This window comes from Streptomyces sp. NPDC057438, from assembly GCF_042802995.1.
Taxonomy (GTDB): domain Bacteria; phylum Actinomycetota; class Actinomycetes; order Streptomycetales; family Streptomycetaceae; genus Streptomyces.
In genome coordinates this window covers 18696-35383 of sequence record NZ_JBHVDD010000054.1, presented here as the reverse complement: position 1 = coordinate 35383, position 16688 = coordinate 18696, and the positions used below count along the sequence as shown (strand labels likewise).

Sequence of the window (16688 nt, the reverse complement as noted above, 5' to 3'; positions counted from 1 at the left end):
AGAGTATGGGCGACCGCAGGTGGACGGAAGGGGAAGCACATGAGCGAGGCCGAGCACACGGGCGAGGACACCCGCAGCGCCACGTACGCCGAGCTGGCCGCCGTCGGCCCGTACGGCGTCCGCCCCGGCCACGCGCTGATCACCATGGTGGAGCCGCATCCGGGCCACGAGTACGCGTACAACCGCTGGTACGAGGACGACCACTACTACGCGGGCGCGATGGCCATGCCCTGGATGTTCTCGGGCCGACGCTGGGTGGCCACGCGGGACCTCCAGCTCCTGCGTACGCCGGAGAAGTCGGCGATCGCCCAGCCGGTCACCGCCGGCTGCTACCTCTCCACCTACTGGATCACCGACGGCCGCTACGACGACCACATGAGGTGGACGGTCGCGATCAACAGGCGGCTGAATCGCGACGCACGCGTCTACCAGGACCGTACGCACGTCTTCACGGCCTTCCAGGACCACGAGGTGACCGTCTACCGCGACGGTGCCGCCGGACCCCGGGACTTCCACGCCCTCGACCACCCGTACGCGGGCCTCGTGCTCCAGGTGATCGACGCCGAAGGGCCCGGGGAACGGCGGGAGTTGCTGGAGTGGCTGCGGGCCCGGCTGCTGCCGAAGCGGCTCGCCGGTTCACCTGCCGCCATGGTCACCGTCTTCCGTCCGACCCCGCTGCCCCTGGACCGGATGTCGTACGTCAAGCAGGTCGAGGGCGTCGACACCCGCCTGACGCTGCTGTGGTTCCTGGAGACCGACCCGCGCGACTGCTGGGAGGCGTACTTCGGCGGACTGGGGGAGGCGGTCACCGAATCCGGCCTGGGGCGGCAGGAGTTGCTGGCACCGTTCGTGCCCACGGTCCCGGGGACGGATCGATACGTGGACCGGCTGCGCTGATTCCATGCCCGGGGCCGCCGCTGGGACCCGGGCAAGGCCGAGCCCCCTCGGCCAGGACGGCGGGCCGGTCGAGAGGGCTCTGTCAGTGGGTGTGTGTGGAGTTGGGGTGAGGGGGATGGTGATGATGGTTGTGGTGAACCATGGTCACGCGAGGTCGAAGGCTCCCCGGCCGACCTCGGCCACGAAGGCGCTCCACGAGTCGGCGGGGAACGCCAGCGTCGGCCCGTCGGTGACCTTGGAGTCGCGCACGGACAGGGCCGAGACGACGGGGGACTTGACCTCGACGCACGCGCCGTTGCCCGTGGAGTAGGACGACTTGACCCACGAGTTCTGGGCGCCTTGCTGAATTGCCATTTCTGCTCCGCTTGCCGGTTGGTCGCTGAGTTGCTGTCGCCGAGCCGCGGAGGGGTACTGACCGTTTCCGGAATCCACGGCTCGGTTTGCGCCAAGGTCGTTGATTTCCTTGGCGTGATCGACGCTACTCGCCAACATCGGCTGACGAAGCGACTATTCACTCGGGTGGGTGGCATATTCCATGGGGGTCTTCCCCCCGAGTGTGTCTAGGGTGTATCTTCCGGCCCCTTCAGCCCCACCAGGGCCGGAAGAGGCCGTTCAGTGGGGACGGAGTTGCGCGTACTCCTTCGCGATCTTTTCGATGAGCTGGCGGGATTGATCCACGTTCAGCGCCTGGGCCCTCAAGTGCTCGTACATGACGCTGTACTTCTGCACGTCGGCCGGCTTCTCCAGGTAAAGGTCGCTGGTGACACCCTCGATGTAGACGACGCTGGAGTCCGACGCGTCCGGGAACTCCAGGATCGCGTACTGCCCGTTCAGACCGGGGTGCGCGCCCATGTCGAAAGGGATCACCTGGACGGTGACGTGCGGGAGTTGGGACTGCTCCACCAGGTGCTCCAGCTGCTCGCGCATGAGGGAGCGGTTGCCGACGACCCGGCGCAGCGCCGATTCGTCGAGGACCGTCCACAGCCGCAGGGGGCTCTCCGGCGCGGAGATACGTTCCTGTCGCCTCAGCCGTACCTGGACCCGCTTGTCGATGTCGGCGGGCGTCGTCTCGGGCAGCGCGCCCGCGATCAGCGCCTCGGCGTACGGCCGGGTCTGCAGCAGCCCGGGGACGACCTGGGGGTCGTAGACGCGCAGGCTGGCCGCGTCGGTCTCCAGACCGATGTAGACGCTGTACGGAACGTCGCCGAAGGCGTGCCACCAGCCCTGCTGGCGCGAGTCCTTGGCCATCTGCATCAGGGAGTCGACGACCCGCTGGTCCTCGACCTCGTAGACCCCGCAGAGATCGCGGACGTCACGCTGGCTGATGCTGCGACGGCCGTTCTCCAGGCGGCTGATCTTCGACTGGGAGACCAGCAGCCGCTCGGCGACCTCCTCGGCGGTCATGCCCTTGAGCTCGCGGAGCCGACGCAGCTCCTGGCCCAACCGGCGTCGCCTGACGGTGGGATTGACGTTGGACGCCACGGGACGTGCACCTCCGGCTGCGTGCCTCTACTTTGCGTATCTGCTGCTGAGCAGATTGCCACCAAGGTGCCGAGTACCGCTGGAAAACAGCGGATATGCGCTGCGCACGCGCCGTTTGTGCCGGTGATTTTCCGCCGCGGAGGGATCTTCGCCGGACGGACGCGGGTGCGCGGCCCGCGAGCGGCCCGAGACCACGGCCCGCAGCCGCGGTGCGATGCGCTGTGCGTCTGGTGGTGCGTCTGGTGGTGCGATGCGCAAATCGATGTGGGTGACCCTGCAGCGTCCCGGACGCGGACATGCGGTCGCGCGGGGCGTGTGGAGGCGTACTGCGCCCCCGCACGCCCCGCGCGAACCTGCGGCTCCCGAACCGGTTCCTGGGTCCCTCGGCACGCGTGGCGCACGCGACGCGTGTGCGCGCGTGACGTCCGTGGTGCGGTGGGGGCGGGACCCGCGGCTCCGGGGTCCTGCTCCCACCGCACCACGGTGCCGTGGCGCGCGCTTCCAACTCTGCGCGTGCCGCGGGTGCGTCGGGTCTTTCGGGTGCTGCGCGAACTGTGGTGCTGCGGGTGCTTCGGGTCTGGCGGTGGTGCTGCGCGAACTGCTCAGTGCGCCACTACGCGGGCCATCGACCCGCGGCGTGGCTGCATCGGAACGCCGCGCGCGGGCTCCGGTGCGGGTGGCCTGGCGCCGGGGGCGGCCTGACGGCCGGTCGGTGCCGGGCTGCGGCGTGGCTGCGCGGCCACACCGTTCTGCACGTCCATGACGGCGTGGGCCACCAGGCCGCCCATGGGGTCGTGCCGGATCAGGTCCCGCAGCCGGGAGCGGGACGAGCGTCCCTCGTTCCCCGGATACAGGTGCTTGCCGAGGCCGACCGCGTGCGCCAGGGCGGCGAGCGCCGCGGTCCGCGGGTCCGGCGGTACGCCGGTGCGGATCGCGGAATCCAGCCGGGCTCGGATCTCCCGGCTGATCTCGGTCTGACTCGCCTGGTAGCGAGTGGTCGGCAGCACTCCGCACATCTGGCCCGCCACGGCATGCACCATGCCGCACCGCTCCAGATGCGAGAGGTAGATCTGGCGGAGCCCGAGACGCGGCCCGCCGATCCAGTGGACCGCCCGTACGGGAGCGCCACGCCTTCGCAGCAACTCCAACGCGCAGTCCAGAGTCGGATCTCCAGTCGGCCGTGGGGACACCACGGCGATACGATCCCCGTCTGGGGCTATCCGTCCGGCCAGCGCCAGCTCCACTAGCTGCGCTCCGGCCAGACCCAGGTCGAGCGACTGCGGCTGTGCGGTGGTACCCGTGGCCGGGTCCAACGCCAGCAGCAGAAGCTCCTCCGGAAGTGTTCTGCGGCTCCTGCCCATCCATGCCTCCCCGCGTGGATGAAAGACAGGGTGACCCCTCTCACATTGGTCTGTCGAGAGTGCGTGACCGGAATGTAGTGGAACCGATAGGTATGTCGTTCTCGTCTACCGCAGGGGTTAAGCCCGCACACAGGACACTGGTACATGGTTCGGACAGCGGTGAGGCGCGGTGGTGCGCCGGTGACTAGTGTCCGGGCGGCGGGTCTTTCACGGATTCACGGGTTCACGGTTCACGGTTCGGTTGGGCGCGCGCTCCTTGGACGGGCGGCGCGCGGGAGGAGGCATCGGTGGCGGGCACGTCCCCCGACAGGTCGCAGCGGTACGAGTCGTCGACGGAGTCGACACCGGGGAACGAGCCACCGGTCCGGGACACCCCCGGCCCCGCGAAGCCGTCCCCCGACCCACGCCTCGCGATGTCCCGGGACGCCGCTCCGAAGCCCGACCAGGCGACGGCGGTGTTCTCCCGCCGTTCCTTGCTCGAAGCGGCGGAGGCCGACTCCGGCAGCGACGCGGACCGGGGTGCGGAACCGGCTTCCGGGGAGTCCGGGACGTCCGAGGGGCGGGTGGCCGCCGAACCGGAGACGGACGGGCCGACAGCCGGCCCGGGCCCGGACGAGGCCGACGCGGCAGCCGTCCCGGGTGACGGTGACCCGGAGATGAACGGCGGCACGGACACCGACGCGGACACCGAGGGCCCGGATGCCGGGCCTGCGGTCGCCGACGGGGATTCCGGCGGCTCGGACGCGGGGCTTTCGGGTGCCGACGCGGGAGCGGATGCGGGTGACGGAGGCTCCGATGTCAGGCGCTCGGACGCCGACTCGGATGGCGGAGGCTCGGCGGCTCCCGGGGACTCGGCCGTCGACTCGGGTGACGGTGATCCGGACACCGGCGCGCGCGACCGCCGCCCGGAGACGGGGGACGCGGACACCGATGCGCCTGACGCTGTCACGGACACCGAGTCCGGCTCCGGTTCCCGCTCCGGTTCCGACGGCGCTTCGTCGGACGCCGACGCCGACGCCGGTGACGACGTGGACGCAGACGCCGCCGGTGACGTCTCCGGCGACGCCGTGAAGGGCCCGAACGCCTCGACGCGGTCCTCCGCCCGCTCCGACGAGGTGGCGGACGACCAGGGCCGGGACGAGCCCGACGGCGACGGCGGCGAGCCTGCCGCCGGAGCCGCTGCAGGCGCCCCGAGCCCGCGCGCGGTCGAGGAGCCCGAGACCGCCGACCCGGCACGGGCGGCCGAGGACGACGCCGACGCCGGGGACGACGAGCCCGGCCCGGGAAGCGAACGCGGTGCCGACGCCCCCGCCCACGCCACCTCGGCGGCACGCCTGCCCGCGGCCCGGGCGGGGGAGGAGAGCGACCGCGAGGCCGCCGCCGGTACGGAAGCCGCCCCGGACGCGGACGCGTCGGCGGAAGCCGCCACCGACACCGGCACCGGCAGCACCGCCACCGGCACAGGGGCCGACGCCGCCCCCAAGCCCCCTCGCAGCGGCGACGACTCGAAGACCACCACCCTCCGCGTCCCCGCCGCAGCCGTGCGGGCGGGGTCGGAAGGCGGGGGCGCCGCCGGTTCCGTCGCGGAGGAGCGGACGGAGCCGGAGGACGCGATCGTCGCCGGTTCCGTGCGTGACGCGCACCCCGAAGACGCGCGTCCGGCTGCCGCCGACGAGGTGGAGGACCGTTCCGCCGCCGCGCGCCCCGACGCGGCCCCGGACGACGAGAACCCGGACGACGCCGACGCCGAAAGCCGCACGGACGGTGAGCCGGAGGGCGACGGCGGGGCCGAGGCGGGGCCGGCGGTGGACCAGGCGACCGCCGTCTTCCGGGCTCCCCGGCCGCCCGCGGTGGATCAGCCCACCACCATGCTCAAGCTGGGCGGCGCCGCCTCCCCCAAGGCCACGGGGCCCATCGACCAGGCGGGCGCCAAGCCCGACGGCATCGACCAGGCCGAGGCCGACGCCGAGCCCGCCGGCAAGGCCGTCGCGGACCCCCCGCCCCCGTCCGAGCGCACCAGCAGGTTCGTCGCCCTGAAGCCCCTGGACGAGCACGCCCCGTCCAGGCCCCCGGCCGCCGCGCCCGACGGGCCCGCCGTCACCCCGGCGGAGGCGACGCGGGCCATCCCCCAGGTGGGCCCGGAGCGGACGACGCAGCAGCCGCTGCCGCCGAAGCCGCCGCTGGACCTGCTGGCCGAGCTGACGAACACCCCGCCGCCGCGCCAGACCCCCGTACGGACGTTCATCCGCCGCGTCAAGATCTGGACCCCGCTCGCCATCCTGCTGGTGATCGTGTTCGCGGTCGCACAGTCCCTGCGTCCGCTGCCCGCCGCCACTCTCGCCCTGACCGCGGACGAGTCGTACGCGTTCAAGGGAGGCAAGGTCGACCTGCCGTGGCCCACCGAGGGCCAGGGCTGGATGGACGTCAACGGCATCGGCACGATGGACAGCTTCGGCGAGCAGAAGCCGGTCGCCATCGGCTCCGTCGCCAAGGCGATGACCGCGTACGTCATCCTCAAGGATCACCCGATGAAGCCCGGCGAGAAGGGTGAGACGATCACCGTCGACGCCAAGGGGGAGACCGAGGGCGGTTACGACAAGGACGGTGAGTCCACGCTCAACACCGTCAAGGAGGGCGACAAGCTCTCCCAGTACGACGCGATCGCGGCCATCATGATTCCGTCCGCGAACAACATCGCGCGGCTGCTGGCCCGTTGGGACAGCAACGGTTCGGAGGAGGCGTTCGTCAAGAAGATGAACGCCGCCGCCAAGGACCTCGGGATGAAGAACACGACGTACACCGACCCGTCCGGTCTGAAGGAGACGACCGTCTCCACCGCCGAGGACCAGGTCAAGCTCGGCAACGCGCTGGTGAAGATGAAGGCCCTCACCGACATCACCAGGCTGCCCGTCTGGTACGACCCCTCGGGGCAGCGCTGGGACAACTACAACCGGCTCGTCCCGTACAACAACGCCATCGGCATCAAGACCGGCTCCACCACGGCCGCCGGCGGCAACCTGCTGTTCGCGGGCACGCAGGAGGTCGGCGGCGAGACGGCGATCGTCGTCGGCGCGATCCTCGGCCAGCACACCCCGCCGATCATCGACACGGTCAACGCCGTCAGCAAGACCGCGATGATCGCCGCCCAGGAGGCGCTGACCTCCGACACGATCCTGAAGAAGGGCGACGTCGTCGGACACGTCGACGACGGGCTCGGCGGCCGGACCCCGGTCGTCGTCACGAAGAACGTCTCGGCGGTCGGCTGGGCCGGCAAGACCGTCAAGCTCGAACTCGACGCGAGCGCCACCGTCCCGCACGAGGCGAAGCCGGGCACCGTGGTCGGCTCACTGATCGTCGGCAACGGCACCGGCGAGGGCGTGGAGGTACCGGTCGCCCTCCAGGAGACCCTCACCGAACCCGGCTTCCTCACCAAGCTGACCCGAGTGAGCTGACCCGCGCGGGCCGACCCGGGTGAGCCGCCCGGTGCGGGCCGGCCGCCCGTGACACGAGGCTGAGGCGCCCCTTCCGACCGTACGGACGGACAGGGGCGCTTCCGCGTGTCCGGGGCTTGCCTCTCAAGGCGGTTCGGTGCTTCTCACCGGCGATCGAGCGCCATGGCACGGGCACCCCGCCACCCGCACAGCTCCCGGCGAAGCCTCGCACCCCCTCCGGCTGTCCCCCCAAGGCCCCGCGCGTGCCCACCCCTGGACGCGCGCCCCTCACCCCTCCCCGCCGGGCGTCCCCTTCTCGTCCGCTTCCTTCTCGCACTCCAGGGCCGTCGTGCGGGACGGGCCGCCGTACTGGGAGCTGATGCGGATGTCGCCGGGTTCGTGCACCGTCAGGCGGGTGAACTCGGTGAGGTCGCCGTCGGACTCCCGGTCGGCGGTGAGGCAGCCGTTGTCGGCCCAGAGCCAGGGGGAGTAGGCGACGCGCACGGTGACCTCGCCGGCCCTCGGCATGCGGACGACGAGGTTCGCGCCGTCCGCGCTGACGACGGTGGCCGGCCTGTCGACCAGCGGGGTCGCGTTCTTCACCCGGTAGATCTTCCAGTTGGCGTCCTGCCAGACGGGCTGCAGATAGTCCGGCCCACTGGTCACCAGCGCGTGCTCCAGCTCGGCGGGCCCGTCCGGCTCGCCGTTGACGAGGACCACGAACCCGACCGCCCACTGCGAGAGCCACGCCTTGTACGCGGCCGACGTGAACGCGTTCTCCGGCACCTCGGTCCCGCCGTGCCCCTCGTAGAAGAGACGGCCGCGCTCGACGTCGGCCTGCCGGTTCCAGCCACGCGCCATGTTGATGTACGGGGCGAGGATGGCGGCCTCACGGTGGTCGCGGGCCGGCACCACCTCGACACGGGTCTTCCAGGCACCGAGCCGCTTCAGCTCCTTGACGACCCCGTCCGTCTTCACCGCCCACTCCGGCACCTTCGTGTTGGTGACGATGTCCGCGGTCGTCTTGCCGGTCAGCCAGGTCACCGAGAGCACCAGGGCCACCGCCCCGGCCACCGTCCGCCGCCGGGGCGTGAACCAGGGCAGCGGGAGCCGGGAGCCGTCCGTGCGCGCCTCGCCCCGGTACAGGCAGATCGCCAGGGCCGCCGCAGGGCCCGCGAGCTCCAGGAGCCGCTCGACGTTCGTGCCGATCGGCGTGGGGATCAGGTAACAGAGGACCACGCCGAGCGCGTAGATCGCGGCGCTCAGGCGCAGCACCCGCCAGGCGCTCGGCGCGACCAGCACGACCACCGCGCACAGCACGACCGGCGGCCATATCCGGCTGAAGGCCATCGGCTGCTCGCCCTCGAAGGGGAACAGCAGCGTGGTCACGGCCACGACGGTCACCGGCGGCAGGGTCAGCACCCCCGCCCGGCCCCACTCACGGCAGAGCAGATACGCGGCGCCGACCACGAGGAGGAACAGCCCGGAGACGGGGCTGCCCAGCGTGGAGAGCGTCGCGCACACCGCCGCCACCGACAGCTGCCGGGCGCCGCGCCCGCTCAGCACCGCCAGCAGGGCCCCCATCGCGAAGGCCGTGCCCAGTATGAACGTGGAGCGCCCCGACACCACCTGGCACCACAGCGAGAACGTCGCCGCCAGCGCGACAGGCACCGGCGCACGTACACCCGTACGAGTGACGACGGCACCGGCCAGCCAGGACGCCGAGAGCCCCGACACCAGCGTCACGGGCACCACCCCGCACGCCGCCATCAGGTACGGCGAGAGCACGCTGTAGTTCGCCGCGTGCAGGCCCCCGTACCAGAACAGGTTGACCGCGGAGTCCGGGTACATCTTGGCGAACTCCGCCCACGCCACCTGGGCCGCCAGGTCGCCGCCGCCGGTGGCGAAGACCGCCCACCACACGACGTACAGCGGAAGGGCGCACAGAGCGGCCGTGAGAGGCACCCGATGGCGTTCCCGCCACGGCTCGCGCGACGGTTCGTCGGCGCGCGAGACGGGTCGTCGTGGGGTCAGCTCGGCAAAGGCCACTGCGGCTCTTCCGTTCCGTTTCGGCTCGTGCGGGCGGGTGCGGTCTTCACCGACGTCGTCCCTGACGTTCTCCGTGTGTTGAGGTAGACGCTAACCACTCGCCGACAGTTGGCCGACAGGACGTGTGCGATCCGCTACGGCCGTAGGGAAACCCCTACGGCGGCCCGCGTCCCGGCCGCCTCGACATTCGACCACAGCGGCACCCGGCACCCCGCACCGGCGGGGCCGGGACCAGGGTCAGGATGCGACCGGGAACGCCACGTCGCACACCGGGTCCTCGGGACCCGCCGCCTCCCAGTCCGCGAAGTAGATCTCGCGGCACGGGCCGGTGATCTCCAGCCCCTGCCCGGCGATCCACCGCTCGACCGCCTCGAAGGCCGCCAGGATCTGCGGATGCGCCACCTGGGCCTTGCTGATCCGCGTGTACGCCAGCCGTCCCGCCGGCTCCACGCGCACCCGGGTCTCCCAGGACCGCCCGTGCTCGGCCGCCCACGCCCGCGCGGCGCTCTCGTCCGCCACCGGGACGCACGCCTCCGCGGGCCCGTCGCTCTCCATCGACACCTCGGAGTGGTAGACGACGAACGGCGCGCCCGTGCTTCCCCCGCACGCCGCCGCGCCCGCCTCCAGCCGCCCCAGCGCCGCCCCGATCCACGCCGGCAACTCGTCCGCGAGCGTGTGCCGCGACTGGGTCAGCAGCACCTGCTCGGCGCTGTCGACCGTCTCGACCGTGAACGTCCCGTCCATCCCGGATCCCCTTCCCGACAACCGTCCACGGAGGTAGGCGACCAGGGTCCGCTGCGACGCGAACCGCTCCTCGGCCCCGGCCCAGTACGTGTCGAGCCGCTCGGCGGCCCGCGTGCCGTCCCGCTCCACGGTGCCCACGATCTCGGCGATCCGTGCGAGAGGCATGTCGAGCTGGCGCAGCAGAGCCACCAGACGGGCACGCTCGGCCTGCTCGGCCCGGTAGTACCGGTAGCCGTTCACCTCGTCTACGTACGCCGGCGTGAGCAGCCCCAGCCGGTCGTACAGTCGCAGCGCCTTCGCCGACAGCCGCGCGCGGGCGGCGAAGGCGCCGATGGTGAGCAGGTCGTGCGGGTCGTCCACGTGCACTGGGTCGTCCTCCGTCACCGGGCGCCCTCCGCCCGGCGAGAGGGACGGTGCCCCTTGCCCCAGGGGCAAGGTCAAACGAAGGCCGTCAGCCGATGGCCTTCTCCACGGCGGCGACCAGCTCCGCGGACTCGGGCTCGGTCTGCGGCGAGAAACGGGCGACGACCGAGCCGTCGCGGCCGATCAGGAACTTCTCGAAGTTCCAGCGGATGTCACCGGTGTGGCCCTCGGCGTCCGCGTGGTCCACCAGACGCGTGTACAGCGTGTGCCGGCCCTCACCGTTCACCTCGACCTTCTCGGTCAGCGGGAAGGTCACGCCGTACGTCGCCGAACAGAACTCCGCGATCTCCTCCGCCGAGCCCGGCTCCTGCCCGAGGAACTGGTTGCACGGCACGCCGAGCACGGTGAAGCCCTGCGCGGCATAACGCGCCTGCAGCGCCTCCAGGCCCGTGTACTGGGGGGTGAGGCCGCACTTGGAGGCGACGTTCACGACGAGGACGGCCTGTCCGGCGTACTGCGCGAGGTCCGCGGAGCCGCCCTTCAGGGCGCCGATCTCGACGTCGAGGGGGGAGGGGGTGGCGTGGTCTGTAGTCATAAACGGATGCTATCTCCGGAAGGGCGTTCGCCCTCGCGAGGGTGCTGCGGCGCCCGCACCAGCACCTCGCCCTCCGCCGTGCGCGCGTACAGCACCGACCGGCCCGCCCGTCCGCGCCGGACCAGCCCCGCGTCCAGCAGCACCCGCAGATGACGGCCGACGGAGCCGAGCGCCTGCCCGGTCACCGCGCACAGCTGGGTGGTGCTCATGGGGGAGTCGAGGAGGACGAGGACCCGGGCGCGGGCACCACCGAGGAGCGCCCCGAGGGCGGCGGGCACGGCGATGGCGCCGCCGCCGCTCCGGCCGTTGTCGTCGCTCCGGCCGTCGTTGTCGCTTCGGCCGTCGTCGTCGGCGGCGAGGACGCCCGAGCACGGGTACACGACGGCGTACCGCTCACCCTCCTCCCACGCCACCCACCCCGTCCGCTGCGCCGTGACCGGTACGAAGACCAGCCGCGCCCCGGAGATCTCGCGCGGCGGGTACTCGTGCAGGTTGACCTGGAGCCGGCTCTCGCCGAGCCACCGCATCCCCGGCCGCATCGCGTCCAGCACGGCCGCCCAGCCGCCCTGCCCGAGCCGCGCGGTCCGCGCGAGCACGTCGGCCTCCAGCACCCGCCGGCGCCGCTCCCAGTACGGCCGTACGGTCTCCTCCCACACGTACGTCAGCAGGCCGGCGGCGCGGTCCGGCAGGTCGTCCCGGTGCAGGGCGGCGGGCAGCGGGCCGCGCAGGGAGAGGGTGAGGTGGGCGCGTGCGGCGGCGGGGTCGGCGTCCCGGACGCGGGCGATCTCGTCCGCGAAGGACTCGTCCTCGCGCGGCGTGGGTGTCAGGAAGTCGGCGATCCACTCCCTCCCGAGCCCGGCGCGGATCAGCAGCGCGCTGACCGGGTCCCGCCCCAACTCGCGTCGGTACGCCGGCAGATGGGACGCGAGCCAGGCCCGTTCCCCGGGATGCGCGGCGACCCCGGCGTGCAGCATCTTCAGACTCGCGAACGTCTCCGCGAGCGGGGAGACGACGAACCGGCTCCCGGCGAGGGTGTCGGCGTTGACCTGCCACCAGCCCACGCGGCGACCTCCCGGAGTGCGACGCGAGCCGACGTCCTCGACCCGGCGGACGCTTCGTGTGTCCGCGAAACATTACGGCCGATGGGCACGGGGCGACGAGTGTCCTGTCTCATGCCCAGCTACCAAGCCCTCTTCCGTACCCGGGAGTTCACCCCCCTCTTCTTCTCCTCCTCCCTCCAGGTCGCGGCCTCCACGATCGGCGGCCTCGCCCTCGCCACCTCCGTCTACTCGGCGACCGGCTCCCCGCTCCTGTCCGCCCTCAGCATGTTCGGCCCGTCCCTCGCGCAGGTGGTCGGCGCGACGACCCTGCTCTCGGCGGCCGACCGCCTGCCGCCGAGAGCGACGATGACGGGCCTGGCCGTGGTCTTCGCGGCGAGCACGGCCGCCCTCGCCCTGCCCGGCCTGCCCCTGTGGGCGGTCTTCGCGGTGATCGCGGCCCAGGGCCTGGTCGCCTCCCTCGGCGGCGGGGTCCGCTGGGGCCTGCTGAACGAGATCCTCCCGAAGGACGGCTATCTCCTCGGCCGTTCGGTGTTCAATATGCTCCACGGGGTCACCCAGATCGCCGGTTACGCGACCGGCGGCGCCCTGGTCGCGCTGCTGTCCCCTGCGGTCAGCCTCCTGGTCTCGGCCGCCCTCTACGCGACGGCGGCCCTGTGCACCGCCCTCGGCCTGACCTACCGCGCCCCGCGCGCCACCGGCCGCCCGTCCGTCGCCGAGACCTGGCGCACGAACGCCCGCCTGTGGTCCTCCGCCCCGCGCCGCCGCCTCTACCTGGGGCTGTGGATCCCCAACGGCCTGGTCGTCGGCTGCGAGTCCCTCTTCGTCGCGTACGCCCCCGACCGGGCGGGCCTCCTCTTCGCGTGCGCGGCGCTCGGCATGCTGGCGGGCGACGTGACGGTCGGCCGTCTGCTCCCGCCCCGGACCCGGGACCGCCTGGCCGGCCCGCTCCTCCTGCTCCTGGCCGCCCCCTACCTCCTCTTCGCCCTCCACCCCCCTGCCCCCGCCGCGGCGGCCTGCGCGGCCCTCGCCTCCGTCGGCTTCGGCGCGAGCCTGATCCAGCAGCGACACCTTCTGACCCTGACCCCGCCCGACCTCACCGGCCACGCCCTCGGCCTCCACTCGGCGGGCATGCTCACGATGCAGGGAGCGAGCGCGGCCCTCGCGGGCGCCACAGCCCAACTGACGTCCCCGGGCACGGCGATGACGACGATGGCGGCCGCGTCGGTGGCGGTGACGTCGGCGCTGTGGGGTGTGGGGCGGGGCGAGCGGACGGCGCTCGCGGCAGCGGCGCGCAGGTCGTGACGGACGGCTCGTCCCCAGCGGAGCGGCCCTGTCACGGCCAGGTGCGCCCGATGCGGTCGTGTCGCACGGCGTAGGCCGCCGGGCCTCCCCTCTCGACGGCCCGGTGGATCGTGTCACGGCAGGCGACGAGCCGTGCGACCGGCTCGGCGCTGCGAAGCCGCTGGTTGTCCAGGTGGAACAGCACTGCCTCGCGTTCCAGAACCGGGCGGATCTCCAGGTCCCGGGTCTTGATCCGCCCGTCCTTCGGCAGGGGGACCCAGGACCGGTCGAGGAATCGGAGGAGGACTCAGGCGACAAGGCGCACCACTGCCTGGCAGAGCGCGTGGCGGTTTCGCTACGGCCGCCGTCACTGTCGCCGACGACGACGTTGTGGAGCTTCCGCCTAGGACTGGTACCGCTGCTGCTGCGGCTGGCCCTGCGACTGACCGCCCAGCCCGCCGGGCCCGCCCGCGCTCTGCGCCTGCAGCTGCTCGGCCTGCTCGGCGCTCACCTTCTGCTCCGCGCCGCAGAACGTGCACTGGGTCTGGTACTTCGTGGAGAAGGGGAACAGCGGCACGAAGAACAGCGTGAACTTCGTGACCCGCTTCCTGAGCGTGTGCGCGGCGGGGTTTCCGCACTGCCCGCACACCAGCGTCAGTATCGCGAGCTGGTACAGGTATCCCTTGGTGCCGAAGATGACGAACATCTGATCCTTCCCGGGGCGCTCGTAGACGCGCCGCACGCACCGCAGTCACCGCACGCGCCGCACATACTGCCCTCCAGTGTGCATGTTCCTCACTCGGAGCCCGTCGGACCGGTCCCAGAAGCAACCCAGCCCCGCGGCGCCGGCGCCGGTGTCCTGTGCCGACGCGACTGGTCCCGGTAGGGGGCGCGTGCCCGCGCGGTCAGCGCCCGTCCTGCTCGTGACGTTCCACCCGTCGGGCCAGCCTGGCCCGGTACCGCTCGGGTGAGTGGGCGGCTTGGGAGCGGCGGACCATCTCCTCCGGGTCGAGGCTCTCGGCATACTCCCGGAGCGAGGGAATCCGGCGGAGGGCGGCGCGCTGCGCTTCGGCTTCCTCGACGGTCCTCAGGGGGGTGTGGACGTTGCGTTCATGGTTGCAACCCCAGTGCGTGAGGCGGACGTTGTCGCGGCTGTCCGTGCCGCCGGCCGCGACGGTGCGGATGTGGTCGATGCTCGGGGACCGGGGATCCGGGCGCCGCCGGGCCTGATCCACCGGATCGCCACAGAGGCCGCACACCCAGCCGTCCCGCGCACCGATCTCCGCCACGTCGTAGCGCTCGACGCGTCCGTTCGCCCGCATACGCTCACGCCGCCGCCGGTCCTGCGCGCGCTTGGCCTCGCTGCGCCGGGGCACAGGCGGCTCCGCGTCACTCACCGCTCACCGCCGCCTCCTTCGCCGGAATACGACGGGTCGGGCGCCCGCCACGCTCGCCGCTCCTCCATGCCCGTCAGCGCTCCGCACGGAGTGATCGATTCTGACCAGGAGACCCCTCCTGACCGTCACAGGACAACGCGGACCCGGGCGACGGCTCAGCACCCGGACCGATCACACTGAGGTACTGAAGGTACTAGTGAGCACGTTGCTGCTTGCTGCTCGTCGTCCGTCACGATGCCAGATCGTGTCCGGCGCGGTCCGACCTCCCTCGGTGTGCTCGTGTGAGCGGTGCAATACCCGCGCGTGAACCCTCCTGGCCGCTTCGGACAACAGGGGTGGAATGCACTTCACTCCGATCGCACGAAGAAGCGAGGGCCTTGTGGGGGATCCACCCACCGACGACGCGCTGGTCATCCAGGAATCCCTGGAGCGGCCGGAGATATTCGCCAGGCTTTACGACAGATATGCCGCCGAGATCCACCGGTATGTGATGCGCCGGCTGGGCGACAGTCACGCCGACGACATCACGGCGCAGACCTTCCTCATCGCCTTCCGCAACCGCGCCCGCTACGACGTCGCGCGCGCCAGTGCCCGGCCGTGGCTCTACGGCATCGCCGGCAACCTCATCGGCAGCCACCGTCGCTCCGAAGTGCGGGCGCTGCGGGCGCTGGCCCGTACCGGCGTCGACCCGGTGGCCGAGTCCTGGTCGGAACGGGCCGACGAGCGGGTGACGGCCGAGGCCTCGCAGCAGGCGCTGGCCGGGGCGATCGCGGCCCTGCCCGGGAAGGACCGGCATGTGCTGCTGCTGGTCGCCTGGGCGGACTTCACCTACCAGGAGTGTGCCGACGCCCTCGGGGTGCCGGTCGGGACGGTCCGCTCCCGACTGAGCCGAGCGCGGCGCAAGATGCGTACGGCGCTCGGCGCCGACCCCACCCTCGTAAGCGACCACAACGGGGCGGTAACCCATGGATGACATGACCAAGCTGCACGAGCTGCGCGCCGATGCGCCGACCCCGGACCGGGTGCGGCTGGTTTCCGGCCGTCAAAGGCTGCTGGGAGCAGCGCAGCAGGGCTCTGCCCGCAGGGCGCGGCTGGACTGGCGCGTGGCGGCTGCGGGGGTCGCCGCGACGGTGGTCACCATCGCGGTGATCGTGACCATGCTCGTCGGTGACGATGAACCCGAGCGCGGCGTTCAGCCTGCCGGCCCCGACCTGACGTCCGCGACGGCACTCCTGGAACAGGCGGCGGAAGTGGTCTCGCAGCAGCCGGATCTGCATCCGCGCGACGGCCAGTGGGTCTACCTGAAGACCGCGCAGTGCCAGAACGGAGCGTCGGACGCGGCGCCCGATGCCAAGCCCGAGGTGAGCGAGGAGTGGGTCCAGTACGACAGCCCCGTGAGGGAGGACGACAAGGACGGCGACACCGAGCCCTCGCAGCGGCGGCTGTACCGCCTGCTCGCCTCGCTGCCGGACGACCCCGCCGAGATCCGCAAGCAGGCGGCGGACATGTTCCCCATGGGCAAGGACACCGGACTGACGGGTGAGCAGGTCGAGACCTTCGCGCTGCTGGCGACCCTCGACGAGGCCTATCCCGTGCATCCGCAGGGAATGGCCAAGCTGTACCGGGCCCTGGCCGCGGACCCCGGGATCGAGGTGGTCCCGCACCTGGTGAAGGACCCCATGGGACATGGCGCCATCGCCATCTACCCGGACCTGGGCAGCAAAGCCGTTCAGCGCCGGGAGTACCTCCTCGACCCCGACACCTTCCAGTACCAGGGGAACCAGTCGGTCGCGGTGCGGGACTACGAGGAGAGGTATCAGGACGGCTCGTCGGCTGGGCGCTCGTACAAGAAGGGCGAGGTCACCTTCTGCGAGATGAAGATGACCCAGTCCCTCGTCGACCGGGACGGCGAGAAGCCCTGAACACTCGGACGGTCTGAGGGTGTAGCCAGAGTGCACATGTCGAAGGGGCAGGTCGCGGAAACATGCTCCGCGACCTGGGCCTTCGGCCGTCTGACCTGGTGCCCC

Annotated in this window: 15 protein-coding genes; 5 read left to right on the top strand and 10 right to left on the bottom strand. The window is 72.0% G+C overall.

From position 1 onward, the window contains the following. Positions 1–39 precede the first annotated feature (39 nt). A complete protein-coding gene (locus ACFU5F_RS26075) occupies positions 40–897 on the top strand; it encodes a hypothetical protein (protein ID WP_383891821.1) in 858 nt (285 codons plus the stop codon). 144 nt (positions 898–1041) lie between these two features. Here the strand turns inward: ACFU5F_RS26075 and ACFU5F_RS26070 are convergent, their stop codons facing one another. The 3 genes from ACFU5F_RS26070 to ACFU5F_RS26060 all read right to left on the bottom strand — a co-directional run bounded on the left by ACFU5F_RS26070 (position 1042) and on the right by ACFU5F_RS26060 (position 3740). Beyond that, a complete protein-coding gene (locus ACFU5F_RS26070) occupies positions 1042–1251 on the bottom strand; it encodes a DUF397 domain-containing protein (RefSeq protein WP_046917909.1) in 210 nt (69 codons plus the stop codon). 258 nt (positions 1252–1509) lie between these two features. Then, positions 1510–2379 (bottom strand): helix-turn-helix domain-containing protein, encoded by an 870-nt coding sequence (locus tag ACFU5F_RS26065; protein WP_383891818.1) that lies wholly within the window; start codon positions 2377–2379, stop codon positions 1510–1512. 602 nt (positions 2380–2981) lie between these two features. Beyond that, the gene (locus ACFU5F_RS26060) at positions 2982–3740 is read right to left on the bottom strand and encodes a GPP34 family phosphoprotein (protein ID WP_059084037.1); all 759 of its coding nucleotides are present in this window, start codon (positions 3738–3740) and stop codon (positions 2982–2984) included. A gap of 287 nt (positions 3741–4027) precedes the next feature. On the opposite strand from ACFU5F_RS26060, the gene ACFU5F_RS26055 reads away from it, so the two are divergent. Beyond that, positions 4028–7192, top strand: coding sequence for a D-alanyl-D-alanine carboxypeptidase (locus tag ACFU5F_RS26055; protein ID WP_383891815.1), 3165 nt, complete (start codon positions 4028–4030; stop codon positions 7190–7192). Between the two features lie 267 nt (positions 7193–7459). On the opposite strand, the gene ACFU5F_RS26050 is transcribed toward ACFU5F_RS26055, so the two are convergent. From ACFU5F_RS26050 to ACFU5F_RS26035, 4 genes are all read right to left on the bottom strand, one after another. Then, positions 7460–9136 (bottom strand): hypothetical protein, encoded by a 1677-nt coding sequence (locus tag ACFU5F_RS26050; protein WP_383891812.1) that lies wholly within the window; start codon positions 9134–9136, stop codon positions 7460–7462. A gap of 321 nt (positions 9137–9457) precedes the next feature. Beyond that, positions 9458–10348 carry a MerR family transcriptional regulator gene (locus tag ACFU5F_RS26045; RefSeq protein WP_383891809.1) on the bottom strand — a complete coding sequence of 297 codons (891 nt, stop codon included), beginning with the start codon at positions 10346–10348 and terminating at the stop codon, positions 9458–9460. A 67-nt stretch (positions 10349–10415) separates the two neighbouring features. Further along, positions 10416–10922: a glutathione peroxidase gene (locus tag ACFU5F_RS26040; RefSeq protein WP_383891806.1), complete on the bottom strand. Its 507-nt coding sequence runs from the start codon at positions 10920–10922 to the stop codon at positions 10416–10418. Next, positions 10919–11983, bottom strand: a complete 1065-nt coding sequence (locus ACFU5F_RS26035) for an ArsR/SmtB family transcription factor (RefSeq protein ID WP_383891803.1) — start codon at positions 11981–11983, stop codon at positions 10919–10921. Before ACFU5F_RS26035 ends, ACFU5F_RS26040 begins: the two co-directional genes overlap by 4 nt. Before the next feature lie 111 nt (positions 11984–12094). On the opposite strand from ACFU5F_RS26035, the gene ACFU5F_RS26030 reads away from it, so the two are divergent. Continuing rightward, a complete protein-coding gene (locus ACFU5F_RS26030) occupies positions 12095–13285 on the top strand; it encodes an MFS transporter (RefSeq protein WP_383891800.1) in 1191 nt (396 codons plus the stop codon). A 31-nt stretch (positions 13286–13316) separates the two neighbouring features. Here ACFU5F_RS26030 and ACFU5F_RS26025 read toward each other — a convergent pair whose 3' ends face one another. From ACFU5F_RS26025 to ACFU5F_RS26015, 3 genes are all read right to left on the bottom strand, one after another. Next, positions 13317–13469, bottom strand: a complete 153-nt coding sequence (locus ACFU5F_RS26025; RefSeq protein WP_383891797.1) for a hypothetical protein — start codon at positions 13467–13469, stop codon at positions 13317–13319. A gap of 198 nt (positions 13470–13667) precedes the next feature. Continuing rightward, positions 13668–13970: a zinc-ribbon domain-containing protein gene (locus ACFU5F_RS26020; RefSeq protein WP_383891794.1), complete on the bottom strand. Its 303-nt coding sequence runs from the start codon at positions 13968–13970 to the stop codon at positions 13668–13670. 199 nt (positions 13971–14169) lie between these two features. After that, the gene (locus tag ACFU5F_RS26015; protein ID WP_383891791.1) at positions 14170–14661 is read right to left on the bottom strand and encodes an HNH endonuclease; all 492 of its coding nucleotides are present in this window, start codon (positions 14659–14661) and stop codon (positions 14170–14172) included. A 379-nt stretch (positions 14662–15040) separates the two neighbouring features. On the opposite strand from ACFU5F_RS26015, the gene ACFU5F_RS26010 reads away from it, so the two are divergent. Further along, the gene (locus ACFU5F_RS26010) at positions 15041–15634 is read left to right on the top strand and encodes an RNA polymerase sigma factor (RefSeq protein ID WP_383891789.1); all 594 of its coding nucleotides are present in this window, start codon (positions 15041–15043) and stop codon (positions 15632–15634) included. Position 15635: 1 nt separating this feature from the next. Further along, complete coding sequence (locus tag ACFU5F_RS26005; protein WP_383891786.1) at positions 15636–16583, top strand: CU044_5270 family protein; 948 nt, start codon at positions 15636–15638, stop codon at positions 16581–16583. Positions 16584–16688: the final 105 nt, after the last annotated feature.

What these genes read in the sequence shown, in the direction of transcription:
- ACFU5F_RS26030 (WP_383891800.1), top strand. Translation starts at nt 12,095, where the DNA reads ATGCCCAGCTACCAAGCCCTCTTCCGTACCCGGGAGTTCACCCCCCTC.
- ACFU5F_RS26005 (WP_383891786.1), top strand. Translation starts at nt 15,636, where the DNA reads ATGACCAAGCTGCACGAGCTGCGCGCCGATGCGCCGACCCCGGACCGG.
- ACFU5F_RS26040 (WP_383891806.1), bottom strand. Translation starts at nt 10,922, where the DNA reads ATGACTACAGACCACGCCACCCCCTCCCCCCTCGACGTCGAGATCGGC.
- ACFU5F_RS26075 (WP_383891821.1), top strand. Translation starts at nt 40, where the DNA reads ATGAGCGAGGCCGAGCACACGGGCGAGGACACCCGCAGCGCCACGTAC.
- ACFU5F_RS26020 (WP_383891794.1), bottom strand. Translation starts at nt 13,970, where the DNA reads ATGTTCGTCATCTTCGGCACCAAGGGATACCTGTACCAGCTCGCGATA.
- ACFU5F_RS26070 (WP_046917909.1), bottom strand. Translation starts at nt 1,251, where the DNA reads ATGGCAATTCAGCAAGGCGCCCAGAACTCGTGGGTCAAGTCGTCCTAC.
- ACFU5F_RS26060 (WP_059084037.1), bottom strand. Translation starts at nt 3,740, where the DNA reads ATGGGCAGGAGCCGCAGAACACTTCCGGAGGAGCTTCTGCTGCTGGCG.